Below are 24,224 nucleotides of genomic sequence, written 5' to 3'. Positions count from 1 at the left end.
TGACAATTCACTAGAACAAGGGAATCACACTTCCCCTTGACAACCTATACCCCCATGGGTATAATGATGGCGAGATACCCATAGGGGTATAGGGGGCGGATGATATGAAAAAATTGGAGGCCATACTGGAGTGGGGCGGTGTCCGCAAGGATATCACACTGCTTGTTCTTTCCGGGCTGGCTCTGGTGGTCAGCATTCTGTGGGGGACTCATCTGCCGGTAGACCCGGCCTGGGTGGCCATTGTGCTGTGCGGTCTGCCCATTATTTTGGAGGCGTTCATTGGGCTGATCACTGCCTTTGACATCAAGGCGGATGTGCTGGTATCCATTGCTCTGGTGGCTTCGGTGATCATCGGCGAGGACTTTGCCGCCGGTGAGGTGGCCTTTATCATGCAACTGGGCGCCCTGCTGGAGGATCTGACGGTGGCCCGAGCCAGAGCGGGCATTGAAAAGCTGGTGAAACTGACGCCTCGCACTGCTCGCCGGCTGACTGGCGACGGGGAAGAGGTGGTGCCCGCGGAGATGGTACAGGTGGGGGAACTGCTGCGGGTGCTGCCCGGTGAGACCATTCCTGTGGATGGGATCATAAGGGACGGGCGCACCTCTGTGGACCAATCGGTCATGACAGGAGAGTCCTTGCCGGTGGACAAGGCCCCAGGAGACCAGGTGTCCAGCGGAACGGTCAACCAATATGGGGCCTTCACCATGGAGGCCACCCGGGTGGGGGAGGACAGCTCCATCCAGCGGATGGTACGGCTGGTCCAGTCGGCGGACGCAGGTAAAGCGAAAATCGTGGGACTGGCCGACCGGTGGGCCACCTGGATCGTGGTGATTGCCCTGTCTGCTGCTGCCATCACCGGCTTTGTTACCGGGGAGCTGATCCGGGCGGTGACTATTTTGGTGGTGTTCTGCCCCTGTGCCCTGGTGCTGGCTACCCCTACCGCCATTATGGCGGCCATTGGCAACGCCACCCGCCACGGATTCTTGGTGAGGGAGGGAGACGCGCTGGAGCGGCTGGCTGGGGTCCAGTGTGTGGCTTTTGACAAGACGGGCACTCTTACATTAGGAAAGCTGCAGGTAACTGCGGTGCTTCCCCTGAATGGCCGGACGGAGGAACAGGTGTGGACAGGGGCTGTGGGCCTGGAGTCCTGGTCGGAGCACCCTCTGGGTAAGGCTGTTACCGCGGGTGGACGGGAGCGCTTTCCTGATCTGGTGCTGAAGGGGGAGAGCGTGGAGGTGCTGCCCGGCCTGGGATTGAAGGGCATTGTGGAGGGCAGAGACCTATGGGCAGGCAATCTGGCGCTGATGGAGCAGTTGGGTGTGCCCATGCCCCAGGAGGCGGAGGGCTTTGTTCAGGCCCGGCTGGACGAGGGGTGTACCCTTATCTATCTGGCAGAGGAGGGAACATTGATCGGGGTGATGGCTCTGGCCGATACCCTGCGGCCCGACGCGGCAGAAACCATTTGGGAAGTGAAGGGTGCCGGAGTGCAGCCGGTGCTGCTGACGGGGGATCACCCAAGCGCCGCCGGGCATATCGCGGCACTGCTGAATATCCGGGAGGTGAAGGCTGGATGCCTGCCGGAGGACAAGCTGAATTGGATTGCCCGGGCTCAGGAAGAGGGCAGACCGGTGTGCATGATCGGCGACGGCATCAACGATGCCCCCGCACTGAAACGGGCCATGGTGGGTATTGCCATGGGCGGTGTGGGCAGCGATATCGCTGTGGATGCCGCCGATATGGCCCTGGTGGGGGACGATCTACGGCAGCTGCCCCATCTGCTGCGGCTGGCCCGGCGGATGATGGTCACCATCAAATGCAATCTGACCTTCTCCATGGCGCTGAACTTTGCGGCCATTGCCTTGGCCATTACCGGCATTCTGAATCCTGTGGTGGGGGCGCTGGTCCACAACGCGGGCTCGGTGGTGGTCATTGTCAATTCTGCCCTGCTGCTGCGCTGGCACAAAAGGGCGTAAAAGGGGAAACCGGGCTCTGTTCCCGCTTTTTTGAAGGCGGGAACAGAGCCCTTGACAATTTTTACAGGAAGGGAAGGAGAGAATACGAATAATTTGAAAAACTTTAGCCTAACCTCTATGCAAAAATGGAAAACTATATTAAAATAAGATAGCATGATTTTCCGAAAAGGGGTTGAACATATGAGTGAACCGCAGTTCAAGCGGATTCTTCTGAAGCTCAGCGGCGAGGCCCTCGCCGGCGAGGCCAGCCGGGGTCTGGATTTCGATGTCATCGGCAGCGTTTGCGACGTAATCAAGAAGTGCGTGGCAGCCGGTGTCCAGGTGGGTATCGTGGTTGGCGGCGGCAATTTCTGGCGCGGCCTGAAGGATGGCGGCGACCGGATGGAGCGTACCCGTGCCGACCACATGGGAATGCTGGCTACCACCATCAATGCACTGGCAGTGGCCGACGTGCTGGAGCAGAAGGGTGTGGACGTGCGGGTGCAGACCGCCATTGAAATGCGGTCCATCGCCGAGCCCTACATCCGTTCCAAGGCCATCCGGCATATGGAGAAGGGCAGAGTGGTCATTTTCGGCTGCGGCACCGGCAATCCCTTCTTCTCCACCGATACGGCGGCTGTGCTGCGGGCTGCGGAGATCGACGCCGACGCCATTCTGCTGGCCAAGAACATTGACGGCGTGTATTCCGCCGATCCCCGCAAGGACCCCAACGCGGTGAAGTATGATACCATCACCTATGACGATGTGCTGGCTCAGCACCTGGAGGTGATGGATTCCACCGCCACGTCCCTGTCCATGGACAACAAGATCCCGGTGATCCTGTTCGCACTCAAGGACCCTGAGAACATTCTGCGTGTGGTCATGGGTGAAAAAATCGGAACCATCGTCAAGGAGGAACCGTGAAATGAAAGAGCTCAATAAAGAATTCGACGCCAAGATGAAAAAGACCATCGACGTAGTGATGAGTGATTTCGCCAGTGTCCGTGCCGGCCGGGCCAACGCCGCCGTGCTGGATAAAATTACGGTGGACTACTACGGCGCTCCCACCCCCCTGAATCAGGTGGCCGCCATTTCCTCTCCCGATCCCCGTTCCCTGATGATCCAGCCTTGGGACGGTACTCTGCTGAAGGCCATCGAGAAGGCCATCCAGTGCTCTGATCTGGGTATCAACCCCCAGAACGACGGCCGTGTGATCCGCCTGTCCTTCCCCCAGCTCACCGAGGAGCGCCGTAAGGAACTGACCAAGCAGGTGAAGAAGTACGGTGAGAACGGTAAGGTGGCCATCCGCAACATCCGGCGGGACGCTATGGAGAAGTTCAAGGCTCTGGAGAAAAAGGGCGAGATGACCGAGGACGACCGCAAGGACTATGAGAAGGAGCTCCAGGATCTCACCGACAAGCGGTGCAAGGAGATCGATGAGCTGACCGTCAAAAAAGAAGCGGAACTGATGGCGGTATAACATCAAACAAGAGACACATGGTGCGGGATGCGAAGAGTGTCCCGCACTGGTGTCGTATAGGCGGGTTGAACATGGCATTATTCAAACCGAAGGCGGCGCAGGCCCAGGTGGATTTCGACCACCTGCCCCGTCATGTGGCGATCATCATGGACGGCAACGGCCGCTGGGCCAAGCGTCGGGGGCTGCCCCGTACGGCAGGACACGCCGCTGGCGCGGAGACCTTCCGTACCATCGCCACATACTGTCAGAAGATCGGAATTGAGTATCTGACGGTATACGCCTTCTCCACGGAGAATTGGAAGCGGCCTCTGGAGGAGGTCTCCGCCATCATCGGACTGCTGAAGAAATATCTGCTGGAGTCCATCGAAAAAATGGAACGGGACAAGATCAGACTCCACTTTTTCGGAGATCTGGAGGCACTTCCTCCGGAGTTGAGAGAATTGACGGTGCGTACCGACGATATCTCCACACACTATGATGGTATGCAGGTCAACGTATGCTTCAACTATGGCGGACGGGATGAGATTGTCCGTGCGGCCCGGGCTTTTGCGGCGGAGTGTGCGGCGGGGAAGAAGGACCCCGCTCAGCTGACAGAGGCGGATTTTTCCGGTTACCTCTATTCTGCCGGGGTACCCGACCCGGACCTGGTGATCCGGCCCAGCGGTGAGCTGCGGATCTCCAACTTCTTGCTGTGGCAGTCGGCCTACGCGGAATTCTACTATACCGACGTGCTGTGGCCTGACTTCAGCAAGGAAGAGCTGAACAAGGCGCTGGCGGCTTATCAGGGCCGTTCCCGCCGCTATGGAGGTGTCTGAGTGGTCAAGCGAATCATGGTGGCGGTGGTCTGTATCCCGCTGCTGGCGGCAGCGGTATACGGTGTCTCGCCGGTCTATCCGGTCATCCTGCCCATTCTGGTGGCCGGATTGTCTATGATCGCGGTGCATGAGGTACTGTGGTCCACCGGATTTCTCAAGCATACCCGTATTTCCGGCTATTCCATTGTTTTGGCAGGCCTCATTCCGTTCTGGGTCTACTATAACGGCAAACTAATACCCGCCTTGGCCGGAATGTTCCTCTATGTGGTGCTTCTCTTTGCCGAGGCCATTGGCAGCCATAAGCGCATTACCCTGGAGAAAATGGGAGGCGCTTTCTTCCTCAGTATAGTCATTCCCTTTTTCCTGTCCTCGCTGCTGCGGATCCGGCTCATGGAGCACTGGATGGCCCTCATCGTGCTGCCCTTTGAGGTGGCTTTCCTCAGCGATGCCTTTGCCCTCTTTGCAGGCATGGCCTTTGGCAAGCATAAGCTGGCGCCTGAGCTCTCCCCCAAAAAGACGGTGGAGGGCGCTGTGGGCGGCTTTGCAGGTGCCATTATCTGCACGGTGATCTATGGCGCTGTCCTCCAGTTTGTCTTCTCCATGCAGGTCAATTACCTGTATCTTGTGATTTACGGCGCTCTGGGCAGCATTGTATCCCAGCTGGGCGACCTGTCTTTTTCCTATATCAAGCGGGAGTATGGCATCAAGGATTTTGGCAACATTTTCCCCGGCCACGGCGGCGTGCTGGACCGTTTCGACAGCGTGATCTTCTGCGCGCCCCTGATCGAACTGCTGATCCAATTCCTGCCCGCTGTGGGAGGCTGAACACATGAGCAACTGCATTTCTTTGCTGGGTTCTACCGGCTCCATCGGGCGGCAGTCACTGGAAGTGATTGCCGCCTGTGGCATGACTGTGGCTTCCTTGACCGCCAACCGGGACGTAGCGCGGATGGAGGTCCAATGCCGCCAGTTCCGGCCGCGGCTGGCTGTCATGATGGACCCTGCCGCCGCCGCCGAGCTGAAAATCCGGCTGACAGATACGTCCATCCGGGTAGCCTCCGGTCCCGAGGGACTGGTGGAGGCGGCCACCATGGAGGAGGCGGACACTGTGCTCACCGCCGTGGTGGGTATGGTGGGCCTGGTTCCTACCCTGGCGGCGGTCCGTCAGGGCAAGCGCATTGCCCTGGCCAATAAGGAGACCCTGGTGTGTGCCGGGGAGCTGGTGATGAATGGGGCCGATCAGTACGGCGCGGAGATCGTACCGGTGGACTCGGAGCATTCCGCCATCTTCCAGTGCCTCCAGGGCAGCCGGGACAGGGGAGAGGTGAAACGCCTTATCCTAACCGCCTCCGGCGGGCCCTTCTGGGGTTGGGATAAGGAGGCCATTGCCTCCGCCACGGTGGAGCAGGCCCTGAAGCACCCCAACTGGTCGATGGGGGCTAAGATCACGGTGGACTCGGCTACGCTGATGAACAAAGGCCTGGAGTTTATCGAGGCTATGCGGCTCTATCGGATGCCGCCGGAAAAAATCTCCATTGTGGTCCATCGGGAGAGCATCATCCACTCCCTGGTGGAATACTGTGATAACGCGGTGCTGGCCCAGCTGGGGGTGCCTGATATGCGCCTGCCCATCCAGTACGCATTGACCTGGCCCGCCCGTACCCAGGCGGCGGCAAAGCCGCTGGACCTGCTGACCTGTCCGCCGCTGACCTTCCATGCTCCGGACTATGAGGCGTTTCCCTGCCTCTCCCTGGCGCTGGAGGCTGCCAAAACCGGCGGCACCGCCACCGCCATTCTCAACGGCGCCAATGAGGCGGCGGTGGGCCTCTTCCTGGCGGGGCAGATCTCCTTTGGCGAGATTGCCAAGCGGGTGGAGCGGGCGCTGGCCCAGGTGCCTGTGGTCCAGTCTCCCACACTGGAGGACGTATTGGAAGCAGACAAAGAGGCCCGTCAGGCAGCGGGCAAGTAATCTGAGTTTGAGGTGTTTATGAACGTACTTTCCATTGTGCTCATCATCCTGTTTTTCGGGCTGCTCATTGCCGTCCATGAATTCGGCCACTTCATTGCCGCCAAGCTGATGGGGGTAAAGGTAAACGAATTTGCCATCGGTATGGGCCCCAAGCTGTTTTCCAGGGAGAAAGGTGAGACACTTTACAGCTTGCGTGCCTTTCCCATCGGCGGCTTCTGCGCCATGGAGGGAGAGGGAGAGTCATCCGATGATCCCAGGGCCTTTGGCAACAAGGCGGGCTGGAAGCGGCTTATCATTCTGGTGGCCGGTGCGTTCATGAATTTCATTACCGGTGTGGTGCTTATCCTCATCATCATGGCTCTGGCGGGCAGTCCCTCTATGCCGGTGGTCACCGGTTATATGACTGGCGCGGAGGATATCGCCCAGACCGGGCTACAGCCGGGGGATCAGTTTTATTCCATTGACGGCCACCGCATTTACTTCAACAACGACGCCTTTATCTTCCTGGAGCGAGCAGGGGAGCAGGTGGATGTGGTGGTGCTGCGGGACGGTGAGAAGGTGGATCTGGGCACCATTGACCTGCCCTATCGACAGCTCACCGATGAAAACGGCAATCAGGTCATGAAGCGGGGAATTTATCTGGGCGAGTTCCAGGAGGATACCCCCCTGACCCTGCTGCGGAACACCTGGTATCAGGCGGTGGACTACGTCCGTATGGTATGGATGGGCCTTGGCGACCTGATTACCGGTGCGGTGGGCCTCAACGATATGTCGGGCGTCATCGGCATTGTGGCCGTGGCAGGCGATGTGGGCCAGGCAGGCGCCGCAGCGGCCGGTTTGTTCGGCCTGTTCATCAACATTCTGGACTTTACTGCTCTGATTGCCATTAACCTGGCGGTGATGAATCTGCTGCCCATCCCGGCTTTGGACGGCGGACAGATCCTGTTTGTGTTTGTGGGCGGGATCTACCGGCTCATTACCAAAAAGAAGATGAATGAAAAGTATCTGGGCTATGTGAATGCCGTGGGCTTTTTCTGCCTCATCGCCTTAATGGTGGTGGTGGCGGTCAACGACGTGATCAAGCTGTTTTAGCGGGAGGTATACCAATGACCAGACAGATTCTTGTGGGCGGCGTCCCGGTGGGCGGCGGCGCTCCGGTCACCATTCAATCCATGACCAACACCCGCACCGAGGATGTGACAGCCACGGTGAATCAGATCCTCCGTCTGGAGGAGGCAGGCTGCCAGATCATCCGGGTAGCGGTACCCGATATGGCGGCGGCCAAGGCTGTGGGGGCTATCAAAGCCCGTATTCATATCCCGCTGGTGGTGGATATTCACTTTGACTACAAGCTGGCTCTGGCCTGTGTGGAGGAGGGGTGCGACGCGGTGCGCATCAATCCCGGCAACATTGGCGGGGAAGACCGGGTGAAAGCGGTAGCGGAAGCCTGTAAAGCAAGACACCTTCCCATCCGCATTGGCGTCAACGGCGGTTCTCTGGAGAAGCCCCTGCTAGCCAAGTACGGCGGAGTCACCCCGGAGGCCCTGGTGGAGTCCGCCTTTGGCCATATCGCTCTGTTGGAGCAGTATGATTTCCACGACATCTGTGTGTCGCTTAAGTCTTCATCGGTAGTTACCACGATGGCGGCCTACAAGCTGATGAGCGGGAAAAGTGATTATCCTTTACACCTTGGCGTTACCGAGACGGGCACCACCCGTATGGGTACCATCAAGTCCGCCATCGGCATCGGGGGTCTGCTGGCCCTGGGTATCGGCGACACCCTGCGGGTGTCTCTATCCGCCGACCCGGTGGAGGAGGTGTACGCCGCCAAGGATATCCTGAAGGCCCTGGGTATGGCAGCCAACGAGCCCAATCTGGTGTCCTGTCCCACCTGCGGCCGTACCCGCATTGATCTGATTGACCTGGCCCACCAGGTGGAGGATCGGCTGAAGGAAGTCCACAAGCCCATTACCGTGGCAGTGATGGGCTGCGTGGTCAACGGCCCCGGCGAAGCCGCCGCCGCCGATGTAGGTATTGCCGGTGGACAGGGGGAGGGCCTTCTGTTCCGCAAGGGCGAGATCGTGAAGAAGGTCCCCCAGGAGCAGCTGGTGGACGAGCTGTTTACCCTGATCGACCAACTGTAAAGCAGGAGCGTGTCCTATGCCTCAAGCACAAAAGATCCCATTTTTAAAACTGTTTTCCGCCTGGCGGCCCGGCCCGGAGCTGACGGCGATGGTCCAGGGCTACCTAGTGACCCGGGCGGTCATCGATAAACATACCCGGTCCATCAAGGCCCAGGTGGAGTGCACTGCGCTCCCGGCGGAGGAGCTGCGCCGCCAAATCGAGCGCAGCATTGCCTTGGCCTACCGGGTGGAACAGGTGTCGCTGGAGATGACTGTCCCGGCTGGGGATGAGTCTGCTCCTGCGCCCGAAGCGCCCCGGAAGCCTGCGGCAGCCGTCCCGGTTCCGGAGCAGCCTGCTCCCGTCCAGCAGCCCCAAAAGCCGCCGGTGGAGGATGATGCCGCCGCGGCCTTCCGCCGTACCGAGGAGATCCGCCGCAAAGCTCTGGAGAGCCTGAAGGTGGCCCGTCCCGCAGAGAAAAAGACCCCTAAAGAGGGGAAAGGGAAATTGCTTTACGGACGCCATGAGATCAAGAAGGAACCTATCCCAATGGGTACCCTGGATCTGGATATGGGTACCGTCATTGTGGAGGGCGACGTGTTCGCGGTAGACCACCGGGAGTTGAAGCGGCGGGAGGCCTGGGTGGTGTCCTTCGACGTGACCGACTATACCGGCTCCGTGCGGGTCAACAAGTTTTTCCCCGGCGATGAGGGCAAGCCCTTGGTAGAGGGTGTGAAGAAAGGTCAGCATCTCTTTATCCAGGGTAAGCTGAATATCGACCGCTTTACCGGTGACATGGTGCTGGAGCCCTTCGCGGTGATGGAGGGCAAAAAAGAGCCCAAGATGGACAACGCCCCCGAGAAACGGGTGGAGCTCCACCTCCATACCAATATGTCGGCCATGGATGCCCTTACCGCTGTGGGCTCCAAGATGGACTCTCCCATCGGCGTGGACAAGAACGTGGTGAAGCGGGCGGAGCGGTGGGGCCACCGGGCCATCGCCATCACCGACCACGGAGTGGCCCATTCCTTCCCCAACGCCTGGCACTCGGCCAAGAACATCAAGATCCTCTACGGTGTGGAGGCCTACTTCATCAACGACGTGGATGACCGGGTGGTCATCCACGGTGACAAGGATCAGGACTTTACACAAGATATCGTCTGCTTTGATATTGAGACCACCGGCCTGGACAAGCGCACCGAGGCCATCACTGAGATCGGCGCCGTGGTGCTGCGGAACGGGGAAGTGGTGGAGCAGTTCTCCACCTTCGCCGACCCGGGCCGGCCCCTGACCCGGGAGATCACCCAGCTCACCGGCATCACGGATGAGATGCTGAAGGGGGCCCCCTCCCAGGAGGAGGCGGTCAATGAGTTCCTGGACTTCGTGGGGGACCGGCCTCTGGCCGCCCACAACGCGGAGTTCGATATGGGCTTTATTGGGGAGGCCTGCCGCCGCATGGGCCGGCCTTTCGAGAATACCTCTCTGGACAGCCTGATCCTGGCCCAGAACCTGCTGCCCGACCTGGGCAAGTATAAGCTGGATATCGTGGCCAACCACCTGAATCTGCCTGCTTTCAACCATCACCGGGCCTATGACGACGCGGCCACGGTGGGCTATATGCTGGTACCCTTCTTCCGGATGCTGGCCGACCTGGGGGTGCATACCCTTCAGCAGATCAACCCGGCCATGTCCAAGCTCCGCTCCGGCGGCAAGGCCAAGCGGCAGCCCAAGCACCTGATCGTGCTGGCCAAGAATCAGCTGGGCCTGCGGAACCTCTATAAGCTGATCTCCGCCTCCTATCTGGACCACTTCAAGCGGTACCCCATCATGCCCAAGAGCCTCATCAACCAGCACCGTGAGGGTCTTATCATCGGCTCTGCCTGCGAGGCCGGCGAGCTGTTCCAGGCCATCGTCAAACGGAAGGAGTGGAACGAGCTCAAGCGCATTGCCTCCTGGTACGACTTCCTGGAGATCCAGCCCCTGTGCAACAACGCCTTTATGCTCCGCAAGGGGATGGTGAAGAGCCAGGAGGAGCTGCGGGACTTCAACCGCACGGTGGTGGCTCTGGGCGAGGCACTGGACAAGCCGGTGTGCGCCACCGGCGACGTCCATTTTCTGGACCCGGAGGATGAGATCTACCGCCATATCCTGCTGGCCTCCAAGGGCTTTGACGACGCCGACTCGCCTCTGCCCCTCTACTTCAAGACTACCCAGGAGATGCTGGATGAGTTTGCCTACCTGGGGAAGGAGAAGGCCTATGAGGTGGTGGTACGCAACACCAATCTGGTGGCCGACTGGTGCGAGGACGTGGTGCCCCTGCCCAAGGGCCTGTTTGCCCCCAAGATTGAAAACTCCGCCGAGGAGCTGACCCGGCTGGTATGGGATAAGGCGAAAGCACTTTACGGTGAGGAACCGCCTCAGATTGTGGTGGACCGGATCAACGCCGAGCTGGGGGATATCATCAAGTGTAAGTATGACGTGATTTATATGTCGGCCCAGAAGCTGGTGCAGGACTCCCTGGACCACGGCTATCTGGTGGGTTCCCGTGGTTCGGTAGGCTCCTCTCTGGTGGCCTTCATGTCGGGTATCACCGAGGTGAACTCGTTGCCGCCCCACTACCGCTGCCCCAAGTGCAAGCACTCTGACTTTGAGGCGGCCAAGGAACTGGGCATCGGCTGCGGCGCCGATATGCCGGATGCCAACTGTCCGGTGTGCGGCACCCCCTATGACAAGGACGGCTTCAACATCCCCTTTGAGACCTTCCTGGGCTTCGGCGGCGACAAGGTGCCTGATATCGACCTGAACTTCTCCGGCGAATATCAGTCCAGCGCCCACCGCTATACCTTTGAACTGTTTGGACAGACCCATGTGTTCCGGGCGGGCACCATTGGTACGGTGAAGGACAAAATTGCCTTCGGCTATGTGAAGCACTACCTGGATGACCACGGGCTCCACGGCACCCGTGCGGAGGAGAACCGTTTGTCCCTGGGATGCAGCGGCGTTAAGCGCACCACCGGCCAGCACCCCGGCGGCATGGTGGTCATTCCCCAGAACCGTGAGATCTACGACTTCTGCCCGGTGCAGCACCCCGCCGACGACCCGGACAGCGACATCATCACCACCCACTTTGAATATCACTCCATGGAGTCCAATCTGCTGAAGCTGGATATGCTGGGCCACGATGATCCCACCATGATCCGAATGCTTCAGGACCTGACGGGGGTGGACCCCCAGAAGATCCCTCTGGACGACAAGGACACCATGAGTATCTTCACCTCCTCCAAGGTGCTGGGCTTTGAGGACGACCCCATTCTGGGCCCCACCGGAGCCGTGGCCATTCCTGAGTTCAACACCAAGTTCACCCGGGGAATGCTCATGGACACCCAGCCCCACCAGTTCGATATCCTGCTGCGCCTGTCCGGCTTCTCCCACGGCACCGATGTGTGGCTGGGCAATGCCCGGGACCTGATCGTGGATCAGGGTATCCCTGTTGGCCAGGCCATCGGCTGTCGTGACGATATCATGATCTTCCTGATCTCCTGCGGTATGCCGGAGAAGCGCTCCTTCAAGATCATGGAGGCGGTGCGAAAGGGAAGAGGCCTGCCTGAGGGAGCAGAGGAGGAGATGAAGGCCGCCGGTGTGCCCGACTGGTATATCGGCTCCTGTAAGAAGATCAAGTACCTGTTCCCCAAGGCCCACGCCGTGGCTTACGTTATGATGGCCTTCCGCATTGCCTGGTTCAAGGTACACCACCCCCTGGCCTTCTACGCCGCTTTCTTCTCCATCCGGGCCAAGGCTTTCGACGCCACCTGTATGTGTATGGGCATGGATGTGTGCAAGGCCAAGATGAAGGAGATCGAGAGCAAGGAGAAGCCCACTCCTGTGGAGGAGGATACCCTGGTCACCCTGGAAGTGGTGTACGAGTTCTATCTTCGGGGCTTCACCTTTGAGCATATGGACCTGTACCGCTCCCACGCAATCAACTTCCTGCCCGATATGGAGAAGGGGACCCTGCTGCCGCCCTTTACCTCCATCCCTGGCCTGGGTGAGACGGCGGCCCTGTCCATTATGGAGCAGCGGCAGGGTAAGCGGTTCATCTCCATCGAGGAATTCTCCGCCGCCTGCCCCAAGGTGTCCAAGACCCACATTGAGCAGCTGAAAGCAGTGGGTGCCCTGGACGGTATGCCAGACACCAGTCAGATCACGCTGTTTGACGGATTTTAAGGAAAGGCATACCGTCCCCCTTTGTGGGCTTGTATTTTGACTGGGAAAATGATACCATAAACTCATCCTATTACATAAATGAGGTGTGTGACCATGTTGGATCAAAAGGTTGCTGAGCTGCTGAATGTACAGGTGAATAAGGAATTCTATTCCGCCTACCTCTATCTGGACTTTTCCATCTACTATGACGAGATCGGACTGGACGGCTTCTCCAACTGGTACAAGGTACAGGCCCAGGAGGAGCGGGATCACGCCATGCTCTTCCTCCAATACCTGCAGAACAACGGCTGCAAGGTCACTCTGGATACCATCCAGAAGCCGGATAAGGAGCTCAAGGACAAGCTGGAGGTGCTGGAGTTCGGCCTGGAGCATGAGCGCTATGTTACCGGCCTGATCCACAACATTTATGAGGCTGCTCAGGCCGCCAAGGATTTCCGCACCACGCAGTTCCTGGACTGGTTTGTCAAGGAGCAGGGTGAGGAGGAAAAGAACGCGGAGGACATGATCAAAAAAATGAAGCTCTTTGGAGATGACGCCAAGGGCCTGTATATGCTTAACAGTGAAATGGCTGCCCGGGTCTACAGCGCCCCCAGTCTGGTTCTTTAAGCGATTGCAGCGGGCAGCCCCCAGGGGGCTGCCCGTATTTTATTCGGTTCGCACTTGACAAAATTGGGATGCTATAGTATATTAGCGTGGTAAAGTGATAAAGCAAAGGGCGTGATCCCATGAAATTCAACATCAATACCCCCGAGGGCACCCGGGACCGGCTGTTTGCCGAGTGCCAGGAGCGGCGGCAGGTCCAGGCTAAGCTAACCCGCCTGTTCCGTCAGCGGGGGTTTCTGGAGGTCTCCACCCCGGAGACCGAGTTCTATGATCTCTTTGCCCGGTCGGGCAGCGCTATTCCCCAGGAGCGCATGATCAAAGTAGGGGACCCCAGCGGTAAGTTCTGCGTCATGCGGCCCGACTCCACCACCCCCATTGCACGGGTAGCTGCCACCAAGCTGAAGGCGGTGGCCATGCCTCAGCGGCTGTACTACGATCAGACAGTGTACCGCGCCAACCCCGCCCACAACGGCGGCAGCCGGGAAATTCCCCAGTGCGGGGTGGAGCTCATCGGTGCAAAAGGGAAGAAGGCGGACGTGGAGATCATTGTTACCGCCATTGATGCCCTGCGGTGCTGCGGAGCCCCCAAGTTCCATGTTGAGCTGGGTCACGCCGGGTACTTCCGGGAGCTGGCAGGTCGGCTGGAATTGGAGAATTCCGCCGTGGAGGAGATCCGGGCCCTCATCGAGGGCAAGAACTTCGCGGCCCTGAAGGATTTCCTGGAGCCTTACCGGGGCAACCCGGCCTGTGCCGCCCTGGAACAGCTCAGCCGCCTCTTTGGCGGGGTGGAGGTGCTGGGTCAAGCAGAGAAGCTGGCGGGGAAGACTCCGGCGGTGGATTACCTGTCCGAGCTGTATGACGAGCTGTCCGCCGCGGGCTACGGCCCCTATATCCGCTTCGATCTGGGCATGGTCCACCAGATCGACTATTACACCGGCGTAGTCTTCCGGGGCTATGTAGAGGGAGCGGGGGACGCTGTGCTCTCCGGCGGTCGGTACGATAACCTGGTGGGTATCTTTGGCCGGGAGGCCCAGGCCACCGGCTTTGCCGTGGACGTGGACGCGGTGGCCCGCACCCTGCCTGAGATGGTGCTGCCGGTGCTGCGCACCGTGGTCCACTATGAGCCGGGCTATCTGGCCCAGGCCCTGGAGGCGGTGGATGGCCGCCCTGCCGGTACCTGCGAGCTGTCCCCCTGCCGGACTTTGGAGTCCAGCCTGAATCTGGCCCGGGACAAGGGCGCGGAGATGGTGCTGGTTTTGGATAAGGACGGAGAAAGGACGGTGCGGGTATGAGTGAGCGGCTGAAGATCGCCATTACCAAGGGGCGGCTGCTGGACAAGAGCATGGAGCTCTTTGAGGGGGCTGGGCTGGACTGTTCCCCCATCAAGGACCCGGGCCGCCGTCTGGTCCACTGTGTGCCCAACTACCCTCTGGACGCGGTGCTGGCCAAGGCGCCCGATGTCATCACCTATGTGGAGCATGGGGTGTGCGACCTGGGCATCGTAGGGAAGGACACCATCCTGGAGAAGGGAGGCTCCTTCTATGAAGTGCTGGACCTGGGGTTCGGCAAATGCCGGTTCGCCCTGGCCGTCAAGGCGGGGAGCGACTTCTATGGTACCTACAAGACCCGGCGCATCGCCTCTAAGTACCCGGAGGTGACCCGTGCCTTCTTTGCAGGCAAGGGTATGGACGTGGATATCATCAAGATCGAGGGCAGCGTGGAGCTGGCCCCCATTCTGGGCCTGGCCGACGCCATCGTGGATATCGTGGAGACGGGAGCTACTCTGAAGGCCAACGGTCTGGTGCCCATCGAGGATGTGGCGCCGGTTTCTGCCCGGCTTATCGTGAATACTGCCAGCATGAAGCTGTACAAGAATCAGATTGAAGACTTTATAGCCCGTTGTGAGGGAGAATTGGAGAAGCGGACATGATTCAGATCGTAAAAGCAGACGGCGCGGCCGAAAAAGCGGTTATCAGCGCTATGAAGGCCCGGGCGGCCCAGGCAAACCAGGCCATTGACGCGGCGGCAGCCGAGATTATGGAGACGGTCCGGGAGAAGGGTTTTGAAGCGGTGCGGGACTATTCTCTCCGCTTTGATAAGGCTGAACCCCGTGAGATCTCCCAGGCGGAGCTCCAGGCGGCCTATGACCGCTGCCCGGCGGACTTGATTTCCGCCCTGGAGCGGGCGGCGGCCAACATCAAGGATTACAATGAGAAACTGCTTACCCATACCATGGAGTGGACTTCCCCTGACGGGGGCGTGGTGGGCCGGGTGGTCCGTGGCCTGACCCGGGTGGGAATCTATGTGCCCGGCGGCACGGCAGCCTACCCCAGCAGTGTGATGATGAATGCGGTGCCTGCCAAGGTGGCCGGGGTGGAGGAGATCGTTATGGTGACGCCCCCCACCGAGAACCTGAACGATGCTGTGCTGGCCGCTGCCAAGATCGCCGGGGTGGACCGGGTCATTGCTGTCGGCGGCGCCCAGGCGGTGGCGGCCCTGACCTACGGGGCTGGATTCATCCCCCGGGTGGATAAGCTGGTGGGCCCCGGCAACGCCTTTGTGGCCTCCGCCAAGCGACAGGCCTACGGCAAGCTGGACATCGACATGGTGGCAGGGCCTTCCGAGATATTGATTATCGCAGATGGCAAGGCCAACCCCAAATTTGTAGCCGCCGACCTGCTGAGCCAGGCGGAGCACGACAAGCTGGCCTCCGCCGTGCTGCTCACCGATTCCATGGAACTGGCCCAGGCGGTGGACGCTGAAATTATCCGCCAGACTGGCTATCTGGACCGTTCTGAGATCATGGAGTGCTCCCTGCGGGACTTTGGCTGCGCCATCGTGTGCGATAGTCTGGCTGACTGCGCCGCCCTGGCCAACGAGGTAGCCCCGGAGCACTTGGAGATCGTCACCGAGGACCCCCGGGCCCTGCTGCCCTCCATCAAGAACGCCGGTGCGGTGTTCCTGGGCGCCTGGTCCCCGGAACCTCTGGGGGACTATCTGGCCGGACCTGACCATGTGCTGCCCACCAGCGGTACCGCCCGGTTCTTCTCGCCCCTCAGCGTGGACAGCTTCCTCAAGACTATGAGTGTCATCCAATATGACCAGGCCAGCTTGGGTCCCATTAAGGAGCAGATCATCACCCTGGCCAATGCGGAGCATCTCACCGCCCACGCCAATTCCATCAGGGTGCGGTTTGAGTAAAGGAGAATGACCATGAGAACAGCCCAACTGACCCGCACCACCAAGGAGACCGATATCCGCCTGACCCTCTCTCTGGAGGGAGGAGGGGTGGACGTCCACACCGGTATCGGCTTTTTCGATCATATGCTGACGGCTTTCGCCTTCTATGGTGGGCTGGGCCTGGAGCTCTATGTCCAGGGCGATCTGGAGGTGGACGGGCACCACACCGTGGAAGATATAGGCATCGTGCTGGGCCAGGCCATGAAGGAGGCACTGGGGGACCGGAAGGGCATCCGGCGGTTTGCCTCTGCCTTCATCCCCATGGATGAGGCCCTATGCTTTACCGCCCTGGATTTCTCCAACCGGCCCTTTCTGGTGTTTGACGCCGAGATGCCTCAACCCATGATCGGGGCCTATGATTCCTGCCTTACCGAGGAGTTTATGAGGGCCTTCGCGGTGAATAGTGGATTAACTTTACATATGAAGTGCCACTACGGAAAGAACGCCCACCACATTACTGAGGCCCTGTTCAAGTCCCTGGGTGTGGCGGTCAAGGAGGCCGTGCAGATTACCGGTACCGGGGTCACCTCCACCAAGGGGGTGCTGTGATGGGTTATACCGCTATCGTGGACTACGGCGTGGGCAATTTGAAGAGCGTGACCAACGCCATGGACTACCTGGGCCTGAAAACCTGTATCACCAGCGCCCCCGGGGAGCTGGAACGGGCTGACGCCATCATCCTGCCCGGCGTAGGGGCCTTCCCCGACGCGGCGGACAAGCTGCGGGGGACCGGTCTGGACCAGGTGCTGGTGGCCCAGGCAGAACGCAAACCCATCCTGGGCATCTGCCTGGGAATGCAGCTGCTCTTCGACCGGGGCGAAGAGGTGCGGGAGTGTAAAGGACTTGGACTTGTACCTGGCTGTGTCCGTAAGATTGAGACCAATCTTAAGCTGCCCCACATCGGCTGGAACAGCCTGAGCTACCCCAACCCGTCTCCGCTGTTTGCTGGGGTGGAGGAGGGTAGCTACGTCTACTTTGTCCACTCCTTCTGTGGCGTGGCCGCTGACCCGGCCACCGTTATCGCCCAGACCGACTACGGTATCCCGGTGGTGGCGGCGGTGCAGAAGGGCAACGTGTACGGCTGCCAGTTCCACCCGGAGAAGAGTGGTGAGGTGGGCTTGCAGATTCTGAAAAACTTCGGAGGGCTGAACAGATGATCTTATTTCCCGCCATTGATTTGAAAGATGGTAAGGCTGTCCGCCTTTACAAAGGAGATTTCGCAACGGCTCACCAGGTGGCGGATGATCCGCTGGCGACTGCAAAGGCCTTTTATGACGCCGGGGCCCGCCATATCCACATGGTGGACCTGGACGGAGCCCGCAGTGGAGCCCGGCAGAACGGCGCCATTGTGCAGGCGGTGGCTCAGAGCTCCGGCCTGAAGGTGGAGCTGGGGGGCGGTATCCGCTCTATGGCCGACCTGGAGGAGGTCTTTGCCCTGGGAGTTTGGCGGTGCGTGATCGGCTCCGCCGCCGTCAGCCATCCGGAGTTTGTGAAAGAGGCGGTAGCCAAGTATGGCGAGCGCATTGCCGTGGGCATTGATGCCATGGACGGCATCGTCAAGACCGCCGGATGGGAGCAGTCCTCCGGCCTCAACTACCTGGACTTCGCCAAGTCCATGGAGGCGATAGGTGTAAGGACGATTATCTTTACAGATATCGCTACCGATGGGATGTTGTCCGGCCCTTCTTTTGACCGGCTGGCTGCGCTTCAAGAAGCGGTAAGCTGTCAGATCGTGGCCTCCGGCGGGGTATCCTCCAACGGAGACCTGTCCAAGCTGAACGGCATGGAGTTGTATGGAGCCATCATCGGCAAGGCCTACTACGCCGGAACGGTGGACCTGGCACAAGCGGTAAAGGAGGCGGGGGAGCAGTGTTAGCCAAACGAATCATTCCCTGCCTGGATGTGCGGGACGGCCGTGTGGTGAAGGGGGTCAACTTCGTCAATATCCGAGACGCCGGCGACCCGGTGGAGCTGGCCAAATACTATTCCGATCAGGGAGCTGATGAGATCGTCTTTCTTGACATCACCGCCACCAGTGATGCCCGGGATACCGTGGCCGACGTGGTAGAACGCACCGCCGCTCAGGTCTTTGTCCCACTAACCGTGGGGGGTGGCATCCGTACTCTGGAGGACTTCCAGCGGCTGCTGCGGGCAGGGGCGGACAAGATCTCTGTCAACTCCGCCGCCGTGGCCCGGCCTGAACTGATTTCCGAAGCGGCAGAGCGGTTTGGTTCCCAGTGCGTGGTGCTGGCGGTGGACGCCCGGTCCCGGGGAGACGGCACCTGGGAGGTGGTGGTGGCCGGAGGCCGCAAGCCCACCGGCATGGACCTCATCGAATGGGTGAAGAAGGGCGAGGCCCTGGGAGCGGGAGAGATTTTGCTCACCTCCATGGACGCAGATGGAACCAAGGCTGGTTTTGATCTGGCCATGACAAAAGCGGTCACCAATGCGGTATCCATCCCCGTGATTGCCTCCGGTGGCTGCGGTAGCCTGGCCCATTTTGCGGAGGTATTTGAAGAGACCGGGTGCGACGCGGCCCTGGCAGCCTCTTTATTCCATTTTGGGGAGTTGACAGTGCCCCAGGTAAAGGAGTATCTTGAAACCAGACAGATCCCGGTGCGATAACTCACACAAGGGGGAAGATGATATGCTGGATAACATTTTTGATCTGGTGTCCGATCTGATTGGAGAAGACAATGTCAATCAGTTGACTGGAAAGCGACTGCCGGGCGGGAACCAGATGCGGAAACCGGTGAAACAAAGACCGGCCACCAGCCGGCCGGCGTCTCGCACATCGGCGGAGCAGACCAAGCTGACCGCCCGCCGGGACCGGCGGGGAGGAGAAGATCCCTGGGACTGGAAAGAGGAGAAGCCGCCCTGGGAGTTTTGAGGTGATAGTATGCTGGATCTGGACCTTTTGTTTCAGAAATCCGATTTGATCCCCGTCATCATCCAGGACGCGGATACCAAAGATATTTTGATGCTGGGCTTTACCAACAAAGAGGCGGTAGAGCTGACCTTAAAGACCAAGACCGCCTGGTTCTGGTCCCGCAGCCGCCAGAAACTGTGGAATAAGGGCGAGAGTTCGGGCCACTTCCTCCATGTGAAGAAGATGGTTACCGACTGTGACACCGACACCCTGCTCTATCTCTGCACCCCGGAGGGCCCCACCTGCCATACCGGAGCACGCAGCTGCTTTTTTAACACGATTTGGGAGGAAACACCATGAGCGATACCATTTTACAGGACCTGTACCAGGTGGTGCTGGGCCGCAAGAGCGATCCCCAGGAGGGGTCCTACACCTGCTACCTGTTTGATAAGGGCCTGGACAAAATCCTGAAGAAGGTGGGGGAAGAGTGCTCCGAGACCATCATTGCCGCCAAGAACGGCAAGCAGGAGGAGACGGTGGGAGAGATTTCCGACCTCATCTACCACCTGATGGTGATGATGGCCGACCAGAACATCCCTCTGGACGCGGTGCTGGCCGAATTGGAGCGTCGGAGTCATAAGATCGGCAATCTGAAACAGATGAAGACAGTGGACCACGAGACCTGAGAAAAGAGCGGGGTCGATGCAGAGGAAAACTCTGCATCGACCCTATTTCTTTTACAGAAATAGCTGCAGTAGTCTATTTCTGCCCGTAGGTGACGAACAGCGTATATAGACGGCTGATGGTATTCCAGCTGTCCTGATCCAGTACGCCGGTCTGGGGCCGGCCGTCCAACTGCTGGACCCAGCGGATATTATGCTGAGTGGCGGTGTCGTTCTGGCCGGTGACCGGGGTGGACTGGATGCCATTGAGGAGGCGGGCCAGTGCCCGGAACATGGACTGCACCAGATAGAGGTGGACGCTGTCCTGGTCAGGCTGAACGGAAAAATCACAGTTGGGGTAGCCGCGGCAGGGGAGAGGCCCGGCCAGCCTGGCTCTGGCCTGCAAGAAGAGGGCTACGATGGCCTCCCAGGTGGCCTGGTCCACCCGACCGGTGACCGGCGGGAAGAATTCTCGCTGAAAGAGCATGACGGCCTCCAGGGTGCGCTCCCCAAAGACCCCATCAGGAGTGAGGCGGGGGAGGAAGTCGTAGAGGAAGGACAGCTCCCGCAGCATGGTTTGCAGGCTGCGGACCGGCTGGCCGATCAGTCGGATCTCTTGGGGCACGATCATTGGGTTACTCCTCTCTCATCGGCGGAACCCAGGGTCATGGGCTGGCCGGGATACTGAGTCAGGCCGGTGGCCTGACTTTCGGGCAGGTCGGGGCGGAATTGCTCCGGGATCACGTTGGTATAGGTCTCCACCGTGTCCGCGATACCGGCATAGAGCCGGTAGAGGGCGGCCCAGGTCTGTGGACCCATGATACCGTCCTGGGGCAGGCCGGCCATGCGCTGAACCGCGATGACAGCGTTTTTTGTGGCGGGACCGTAGATGCCGTCGATGGCCACCCGGGGGATATTGCTGTAGAACTCCGACACTACCGACAGCACATATTGTACGGTTCGTACCGAATCGCCTCTGGCGCCCTCGGCCAGCACGTTGGGGAAGGGCTGGCTTCCGCTGCCGGGGTAATAGGTCTGCCCCTGACTGATGAGCTCTGCCAGATCCAGCACCCCTACATAGAGAAACACCATCTTGTACCAGGTGGAGTTGCCCACGATACCGTCGGGGGTCAGGTCAAAGATGGACTGGAATTTCTCTACCGCTGCCTCCGTAGTGGGACCAAAAACCCCGTCCACCGGGTAGACCTTGGGTATGGCTGGGTAGTCCCGGGAGATACGGTTGAGCATGACCTGGATGCGCTGGACCGCCTCGCCTCTGTCTCCCCGGCGGATAGGATAGCCGGGGTAGGAGTAGCGGATGCCCTGGACCGGGGCGTTGGTCACCAGCTCAATGTTATCGCCGTAGTAGGAGCGCAGGATGGTCATATAGTCCGCCCCCTGTTCCGCCATGGCCTGGCTGCCCCACTGGGACAGCCCGTCGCAGGTGACGGTGGTGCCGTTGCAGAATTTGGCGGCCAGAGGCTCTACAAAGCCGATGCGCCGTATGTAGGAGTTGAACATCTCATCCACCAGCTGGCTGATATTTTCAAAGATGTTACGGCCCTTGATAAATTTCTGGTCGTAGGCGGTGGAGGAGGTGATATTGAAGGGGTAGCCCCGGCTGGGATAGAACTCGGTGTATACCCGGTTAAGTGCGAAAGAGATGATGGCCAGGATGTTGGCCTGGAGGGCGGCGGGCTCCCAGGTGGGGTAGATCTCGCTGGAGGCCACGTTTTTCACATACTCCGGAAAGGATACCGTCACATTCTCCGCGCTGGAGCCCGGCGGGCCCAGATGGACGGTGATGTATTGCGGCACATAGGGGGTAATGGGCAGCGATTCTGGCATGGTATCCCTCCTTTACAGATTCTGAGGCGGTACGTTGACCGGGTCCTCCGGCAGCAGAATGGCAGACTGCTCCGGCAGAGGGATGAGCTCCAGCTCCTGCAAGGTCTGGGTGCCGGCAAAGATCTGGACGTTCTCCACCACCAGCAGTTCATAGCCCGGGGTCTCAGCCCAGATATCACACACGGCAAAGGGAGTGACGGTGCCGGGAGACTCGCTGGCTGAGGCGTCAGGCGTTTCTACCTGAACCGGTGTGGTGCGGCCATTGGCGTCGGTGACCCGCAGGGCCAGCAGGGTGTGGCGTCCTTCGGTGCCCCGCTGGGTAAAAGCTACGGTGGCGCCTGCCACCGGGATCTGGGCCCGGGACGTAAATACCCGGGTCAGAATGGTTCCTGTTGCGGCCAAGTTGCATTCCTCCTTTTCTTTCCACTCTATGCCGTCAACGGAGGAATTGCCCGTGAGGCGTTGACATCGGGGCCGGTTTTGAGTAAACTGAATAGGAAAGATATCCTCTGGAACGAGTGTGATGGCGCATGAGAAAGCAAAAGGTGTCCAGTGCGGTGATTCGGCGGCTGCCCCGGTATTACCGCCATTTGACGGACCTGCATACGGCCGGTGTGGAGCGTATTTCATCCAGTGCTCTGGGCCGCTCCATGGGATTGACAGCCTCCCAGATCCGGCAGGATCTGTCCTGCTTTGGGGAATTTGGCCAGCAGGGATATGGTTATAACGTGGAGAAACTGCGGGATGAGATCTCTGATATCCTGGGTATGAACCGGGGACATACGGCGGTTATTCTGGGCGCGGGCAATCTGGGCCGGGCCCTGATGGAGAACTTCCACTTTGAGCGCTCGGGTGTGGCGCTGGCCGCGGCCTTTGACGTGGCCCCGGAGATCGTGGGCCAGACTCGCTCTGGCGTGCCCATTTATCATGTGGATCGGCTGGAGGAGTATCTGGTGGAGCATCCGGCCAGCATCGGTGTATTGACCGTGCCCCGGAGCGTTGCCAATACCACCGCCAGTCGGCTGGTGCGAGCCGGTGTACGGGGTATCTGGAATTTTACTAACAGCGAGCTGACGGTGGAGGCGCCGGGCGTGGTCATTGAAGATGTTCACTTTGCGGACAGCCTGTTGGCCCTCAGCTATATGATCTCGGAGGACGCATGAAAAAAGCAGCGGCAATCTTGCTTGCCGGGGTGATCCTGGTGAGCTGCGGGGCGGTGGTAGCCGCCGACCAGTCTTTGGTGAGCAAAAGTTATGTAAATGGTACGTTTACCGATGAGGCCCTGAAGCAGGCGGAGCAGCGGGTGGAGGAATTGACGGCACCTGTCTATCATCAGGCGCTGAACCAACTCAACAGCGAGCATTCCGCATATTTGGCTCAAGCAGGCGGAACGTCCGGACTCAATGACCTGCGCTTTAAAAAGGGCGATGTGCTGACCCTTACCTCCGGCTCCGGCGTGATGCTGCTGGCAGGAAGTGCTACGGCCTCCGGTGGCGTGCTGGTGGATACAACGGCAGGCAATACGGTGGCCTCCGGCAGTGGCCTGACTGCCCGCCACCGCTGTCTGGCAGGGGAGAGCGCCGCTGTGGCGGTGACTGTGACCTCTGATACTGCAGTCCTCTGTCTGGAGGGAAGCTATACCCTCTCCGCCAGCGGAAACGTAGATTATAACGCGATGGCTGACGGTCTGACTAAGATGGGTCTTCTGAAGGGCACCGGCGCCACCTACGGCTCCGGCTATGAGCTGGAGCGCCAGCCGGTCCGGGTGGAGGGACTGGTCATGTTCATCCGTCTGCTGGGGGAGGAACAGGTCGCCCTGTCCAGTACAGCAGCCAATCCTTTTGTGGACAGCCCCAGTTGGGCCGACCGCTATCTGGCCTATGCCTATGAAAAGGGCTACACCACCGGCATTGGCACCAACGCCGCCGGTCAGCTGGTCTTTGCCCCCAACAACACCATTACGGCAGGGGAGTATATGACCTTCGTGCTCCGGGCGTTGGGTTATTCCGAGACTGGTACCAATCCTGACTTTACCTGGCAGACTGCCATGGAGGCGGGGGTAACGCTGGGTGCCATCCGTCAGAGTGAACGCACTATGCTGGAGAGCGGCACCTTCCTGCGGGCCCAGGTAGTCTATCTGTCGGTGTGTGCCCTCTCGGCTCCCACCAAGGACGGCGGAATCCTGCTGGACCGCACTGCCTCCAACGGCGGGTATGACAAGGCCACCATGCAGACCGTGCTGAACGAGGTTTCCGCCCTGCGTCTGAGTTAAATGCACAACACAAAAAACGCGAGCCGTAAGGCTCGCGTTTTTTATTACATCTGGTGAATTATACTATCAAGCGCAACAATTTAGGGAAATAAAAAGAGTTCATATGGCCCCCAGTGGTAGAATGGAGTAATCACACAACCAAAACACCAGGAGGGGACTATATGAACTA

The 24,224-nt window shown here is 59.6% G+C and carries 25 protein-coding genes; 22 read left to right on the top strand and 3 right to left on the bottom strand.

Annotated elements, in window-relative coordinates; all coding sequences use genetic code 11:
- Positions 1–104: 104 nt before the first annotated feature.
- From B5F94_RS12420 to hisE, 20 genes are all read left to right on the top strand, one after another.
- The gene (locus B5F94_RS12420) at positions 105–1,973 is read left to right on the top strand and encodes a heavy metal translocating P-type ATPase (protein WP_087330525.1); all 1,869 of its coding nucleotides are present in this window, start codon (positions 105–107) and stop codon (positions 1,971–1,973) included.
- A 180-nt stretch (positions 1,974–2,153) separates the two neighbouring features.
- A complete protein-coding gene (gene pyrH, locus B5F94_RS12415; protein ID WP_087187991.1) occupies positions 2,154–2,876 on the top strand; it encodes a UMP kinase in 723 nt (240 codons plus the stop codon).
- 1 nt (position 2,877) lies between these two features.
- Complete coding sequence (gene frr, locus B5F94_RS12410; RefSeq protein ID WP_087187992.1) at positions 2,878–3,432, top strand: ribosome recycling factor; 555 nt, start codon at positions 2,878–2,880, stop codon at positions 3,430–3,432.
- Positions 3,433–3,503: 71 nt separating this feature from the next.
- Positions 3,504–4,247, top strand: coding sequence for an isoprenyl transferase (locus tag B5F94_RS12405; protein ID WP_087187993.1), 744 nt, complete (start codon positions 3,504–3,506; stop codon positions 4,245–4,247).
- A complete protein-coding gene (locus B5F94_RS12400; protein WP_242965672.1) occupies positions 4,248–5,072 on the top strand; it encodes a phosphatidate cytidylyltransferase in 825 nt (274 codons plus the stop codon). It abuts the gene before it with no gap.
- A gap of 4 nt (positions 5,073–5,076) precedes the next feature.
- Positions 5,077–6,216 (top strand): 1-deoxy-D-xylulose-5-phosphate reductoisomerase, encoded by a 1,140-nt coding sequence (locus B5F94_RS12395; RefSeq protein WP_087330523.1) that lies wholly within the window; start codon positions 5,077–5,079, stop codon positions 6,214–6,216.
- A gap of 18 nt (positions 6,217–6,234) precedes the next feature.
- Positions 6,235–7,308: a M50 family metallopeptidase gene (locus B5F94_RS12390; RefSeq protein ID WP_087330521.1), complete on the top strand. Its 1,074-nt coding sequence runs from the start codon at positions 6,235–6,237 to the stop codon at positions 7,306–7,308.
- Positions 7,309–7,322: 14 nt separating this feature from the next.
- Positions 7,323–8,360, top strand: a complete 1,038-nt coding sequence (ispG, locus tag B5F94_RS12385; RefSeq protein ID WP_087330519.1) for a flavodoxin-dependent (E)-4-hydroxy-3-methylbut-2-enyl-diphosphate synthase — start codon at positions 7,323–7,325, stop codon at positions 8,358–8,360.
- A 16-nt stretch (positions 8,361–8,376) separates the two neighbouring features.
- Positions 8,377–12,561 carry a PolC-type DNA polymerase III gene (locus B5F94_RS12380; protein ID WP_087330517.1) on the top strand — a complete coding sequence of 1,395 codons (4,185 nt, stop codon included), beginning with the start codon at positions 8,377–8,379 and terminating at the stop codon, positions 12,559–12,561.
- A 93-nt stretch (positions 12,562–12,654) separates the two neighbouring features.
- Complete coding sequence (locus tag B5F94_RS12375) at positions 12,655–13,167, top strand: ferritin (RefSeq protein WP_087266525.1); 513 nt, start codon at positions 12,655–12,657, stop codon at positions 13,165–13,167.
- 119 nt (positions 13,168–13,286) lie between these two features.
- Entirely contained in the window at positions 13,287–14,456 is a 1,170-nt protein-coding gene (gene hisZ, locus B5F94_RS12370) for an ATP phosphoribosyltransferase regulatory subunit (RefSeq protein WP_087187999.1), read from the top strand.
- Positions 14,453–15,094, top strand: coding sequence for an ATP phosphoribosyltransferase (hisG, locus tag B5F94_RS12365; protein WP_087188000.1), 642 nt, complete (start codon positions 14,453–14,455; stop codon positions 15,092–15,094). The genes hisZ and hisG overlap by 4 nt, the downstream gene beginning before the upstream one ends.
- Positions 15,091–16,365: a histidinol dehydrogenase gene (hisD, locus tag B5F94_RS12360; protein ID WP_087330514.1), complete on the top strand. Its 1,275-nt coding sequence runs from the start codon at positions 15,091–15,093 to the stop codon at positions 16,363–16,365. Before hisG ends, hisD begins: the two co-directional genes overlap by 4 nt.
- A gap of 12 nt (positions 16,366–16,377) precedes the next feature.
- On the top strand, positions 16,378–16,953 hold the full coding sequence (hisB, locus tag B5F94_RS12355) for an imidazoleglycerol-phosphate dehydratase HisB (RefSeq protein ID WP_087266523.1): 576 nt from the start codon (positions 16,378–16,380) through the stop codon (positions 16,951–16,953).
- Positions 16,953–17,561 (top strand): imidazole glycerol phosphate synthase subunit HisH, encoded by a 609-nt coding sequence (hisH, locus tag B5F94_RS12350; protein ID WP_087330512.1) that lies wholly within the window; start codon positions 16,953–16,955, stop codon positions 17,559–17,561. Before hisB ends, hisH begins: the two co-directional genes overlap by 1 nt.
- Complete coding sequence (gene hisA / locus B5F94_RS12345) at positions 17,558–18,280, top strand: 1-(5-phosphoribosyl)-5-[(5-phosphoribosylamino)methylideneamino]imidazole-4-carboxamide isomerase (protein ID WP_087330510.1); 723 nt, start codon at positions 17,558–17,560, stop codon at positions 18,278–18,280. Before hisH ends, hisA begins: the two co-directional genes overlap by 4 nt.
- Positions 18,274–19,029 carry an imidazole glycerol phosphate synthase subunit HisF gene (gene hisF / locus B5F94_RS12340; RefSeq protein ID WP_087188005.1) on the top strand — a complete coding sequence of 252 codons (756 nt, stop codon included), beginning with the start codon at positions 18,274–18,276 and terminating at the stop codon, positions 19,027–19,029. Before hisA ends, hisF begins: the two co-directional genes overlap by 7 nt.
- A 22-nt stretch (positions 19,030–19,051) precedes the next feature.
- Entirely contained in the window at positions 19,052–19,294 is a 243-nt protein-coding gene (locus tag B5F94_RS12335) for a hypothetical protein (protein WP_087330508.1), read from the top strand.
- A gap of 9 nt (positions 19,295–19,303) precedes the next feature.
- The gene (gene hisI / locus B5F94_RS12330) at positions 19,304–19,633 is read left to right on the top strand and encodes a phosphoribosyl-AMP cyclohydrolase (RefSeq protein ID WP_087330507.1); all 330 of its coding nucleotides are present in this window, start codon (positions 19,304–19,306) and stop codon (positions 19,631–19,633) included.
- Positions 19,630–19,959, top strand: a complete 330-nt coding sequence (gene hisE, locus B5F94_RS12325) for a phosphoribosyl-ATP diphosphatase (protein ID WP_087188008.1) — start codon at positions 19,630–19,632, stop codon at positions 19,957–19,959. The genes hisI and hisE overlap by 4 nt, the downstream gene beginning before the upstream one ends.
- 73 nt (positions 19,960–20,032) lie before the next feature.
- Here hisE and B5F94_RS12320 read toward each other — a convergent pair whose 3' ends face one another.
- Genes B5F94_RS12320 through B5F94_RS12310 form a run of 3 tightly spaced genes read right to left on the bottom strand, consistent with a single transcriptional unit; the run spans position 20,033 to position 22,185 of the window.
- A complete protein-coding gene (locus B5F94_RS12320) occupies positions 20,033–20,566 on the bottom strand; it encodes a peptidoglycan-binding domain-containing protein (protein WP_242959279.1) in 534 nt (177 codons plus the stop codon).
- Entirely contained in the window at positions 20,563–21,783 is a 1,221-nt protein-coding gene (locus B5F94_RS12315) for a peptidoglycan-binding protein (RefSeq protein ID WP_087330505.1), read from the bottom strand. Before B5F94_RS12315 ends, B5F94_RS12320 begins: the two co-directional genes overlap by 4 nt.
- Positions 21,784–21,795: 12 nt before the next feature.
- The gene (locus tag B5F94_RS12310; RefSeq protein ID WP_087330503.1) at positions 21,796–22,185 is read right to left on the bottom strand and encodes a spore cortex-lytic protein; all 390 of its coding nucleotides are present in this window, start codon (positions 22,183–22,185) and stop codon (positions 21,796–21,798) included.
- 128 nt (positions 22,186–22,313) lie between these two features.
- Between B5F94_RS12310 and B5F94_RS12305 the strand changes: the two genes are divergently transcribed.
- Positions 22,314–22,946: a redox-sensing transcriptional repressor Rex gene (locus B5F94_RS12305; protein ID WP_087188013.1), complete on the top strand. Its 633-nt coding sequence runs from the start codon at positions 22,314–22,316 to the stop codon at positions 22,944–22,946.
- A complete protein-coding gene (locus tag B5F94_RS12300; RefSeq protein WP_087330501.1) occupies positions 22,943–24,055 on the top strand; it encodes an S-layer homology domain-containing protein in 1,113 nt (370 codons plus the stop codon). Before B5F94_RS12305 ends, B5F94_RS12300 begins: the two co-directional genes overlap by 4 nt.
- Positions 24,056–24,224: the final 169 nt, after the last annotated feature.

Source organism: Flavonifractor sp. An4 (assembly GCF_002161755.1).
Taxonomy (GTDB): domain Bacteria; phylum Bacillota; class Clostridia; order Oscillospirales; family Oscillospiraceae; genus Flavonifractor; species Flavonifractor avicola.
Note: the sequence above shows the minus strand (reverse complement) of the source record. Positions and strands in the feature narration are given on the sequence as shown.

Coding starts and splice junctions, on each gene's coding strand:
- B5F94_RS12335 (WP_087330508.1), top strand. CDS start 19,052: ATGCTGGATAACATTTTTGATCTGGTGTCCGATCTGATTGGAGAAGAC.
- B5F94_RS12390 (WP_087330521.1), top strand. CDS start 6,235: ATGAACGTACTTTCCATTGTGCTCATCATCCTGTTTTTCGGGCTGCTC.
- B5F94_RS12395 (WP_087330523.1), top strand. CDS start 5,077: ATGAGCAACTGCATTTCTTTGCTGGGTTCTACCGGCTCCATCGGGCGG.
- B5F94_RS12375 (WP_087266525.1), top strand. CDS start 12,655: ATGTTGGATCAAAAGGTTGCTGAGCTGCTGAATGTACAGGTGAATAAG.
- hisB (WP_087266523.1), top strand. CDS start 16,378: ATGAGAACAGCCCAACTGACCCGCACCACCAAGGAGACCGATATCCGC.
- ispG (WP_087330519.1), top strand. CDS start 7,323: ATGACCAGACAGATTCTTGTGGGCGGCGTCCCGGTGGGCGGCGGCGCT.
- hisD (WP_087330514.1), top strand. CDS start 15,091: ATGATTCAGATCGTAAAAGCAGACGGCGCGGCCGAAAAAGCGGTTATC.
- hisI (WP_087330507.1), top strand. CDS start 19,304: ATGCTGGATCTGGACCTTTTGTTTCAGAAATCCGATTTGATCCCCGTC.
- hisG (WP_087188000.1), top strand. CDS start 14,453: ATGAGTGAGCGGCTGAAGATCGCCATTACCAAGGGGCGGCTGCTGGAC.
- hisZ (WP_087187999.1), top strand. CDS start 13,287: ATGAAATTCAACATCAATACCCCCGAGGGCACCCGGGACCGGCTGTTT.
- B5F94_RS12320 (WP_242959279.1), bottom strand. CDS start 20,566: ATGATCGTGCCCCAAGAGATCCGACTGATCGGCCAGCCGGTCCGCAGC.
- B5F94_RS12300 (WP_087330501.1), top strand. CDS start 22,943: ATGAAAAAAGCAGCGGCAATCTTGCTTGCCGGGGTGATCCTGGTGAGC.
- B5F94_RS12420 (WP_087330525.1), top strand. CDS start 105: ATGAAAAAATTGGAGGCCATACTGGAGTGGGGCGGTGTCCGCAAGGAT.
- hisH (WP_087330512.1), top strand. CDS start 16,953: ATGGGTTATACCGCTATCGTGGACTACGGCGTGGGCAATTTGAAGAGC.
- B5F94_RS12380 (WP_087330517.1), top strand. CDS start 8,377: ATGCCTCAAGCACAAAAGATCCCATTTTTAAAACTGTTTTCCGCCTGG.
- pyrH (WP_087187991.1), top strand. CDS start 2,154: ATGAGTGAACCGCAGTTCAAGCGGATTCTTCTGAAGCTCAGCGGCGAG.
- B5F94_RS12405 (WP_087187993.1), top strand. CDS start 3,504: ATGGCATTATTCAAACCGAAGGCGGCGCAGGCCCAGGTGGATTTCGAC.
- hisE (WP_087188008.1), top strand. CDS start 19,630: ATGAGCGATACCATTTTACAGGACCTGTACCAGGTGGTGCTGGGCCGC.
- hisA (WP_087330510.1), top strand. CDS start 17,558: ATGATCTTATTTCCCGCCATTGATTTGAAAGATGGTAAGGCTGTCCGC.
- B5F94_RS12305 (WP_087188013.1), top strand. CDS start 22,314: ATGAGAAAGCAAAAGGTGTCCAGTGCGGTGATTCGGCGGCTGCCCCGG.
- B5F94_RS12315 (WP_087330505.1), bottom strand. CDS start 21,783: ATGCCAGAATCGCTGCCCATTACCCCCTATGTGCCGCAATACATCACC.
- frr (WP_087187992.1), top strand. CDS start 2,878: ATGAAAGAGCTCAATAAAGAATTCGACGCCAAGATGAAAAAGACCATC.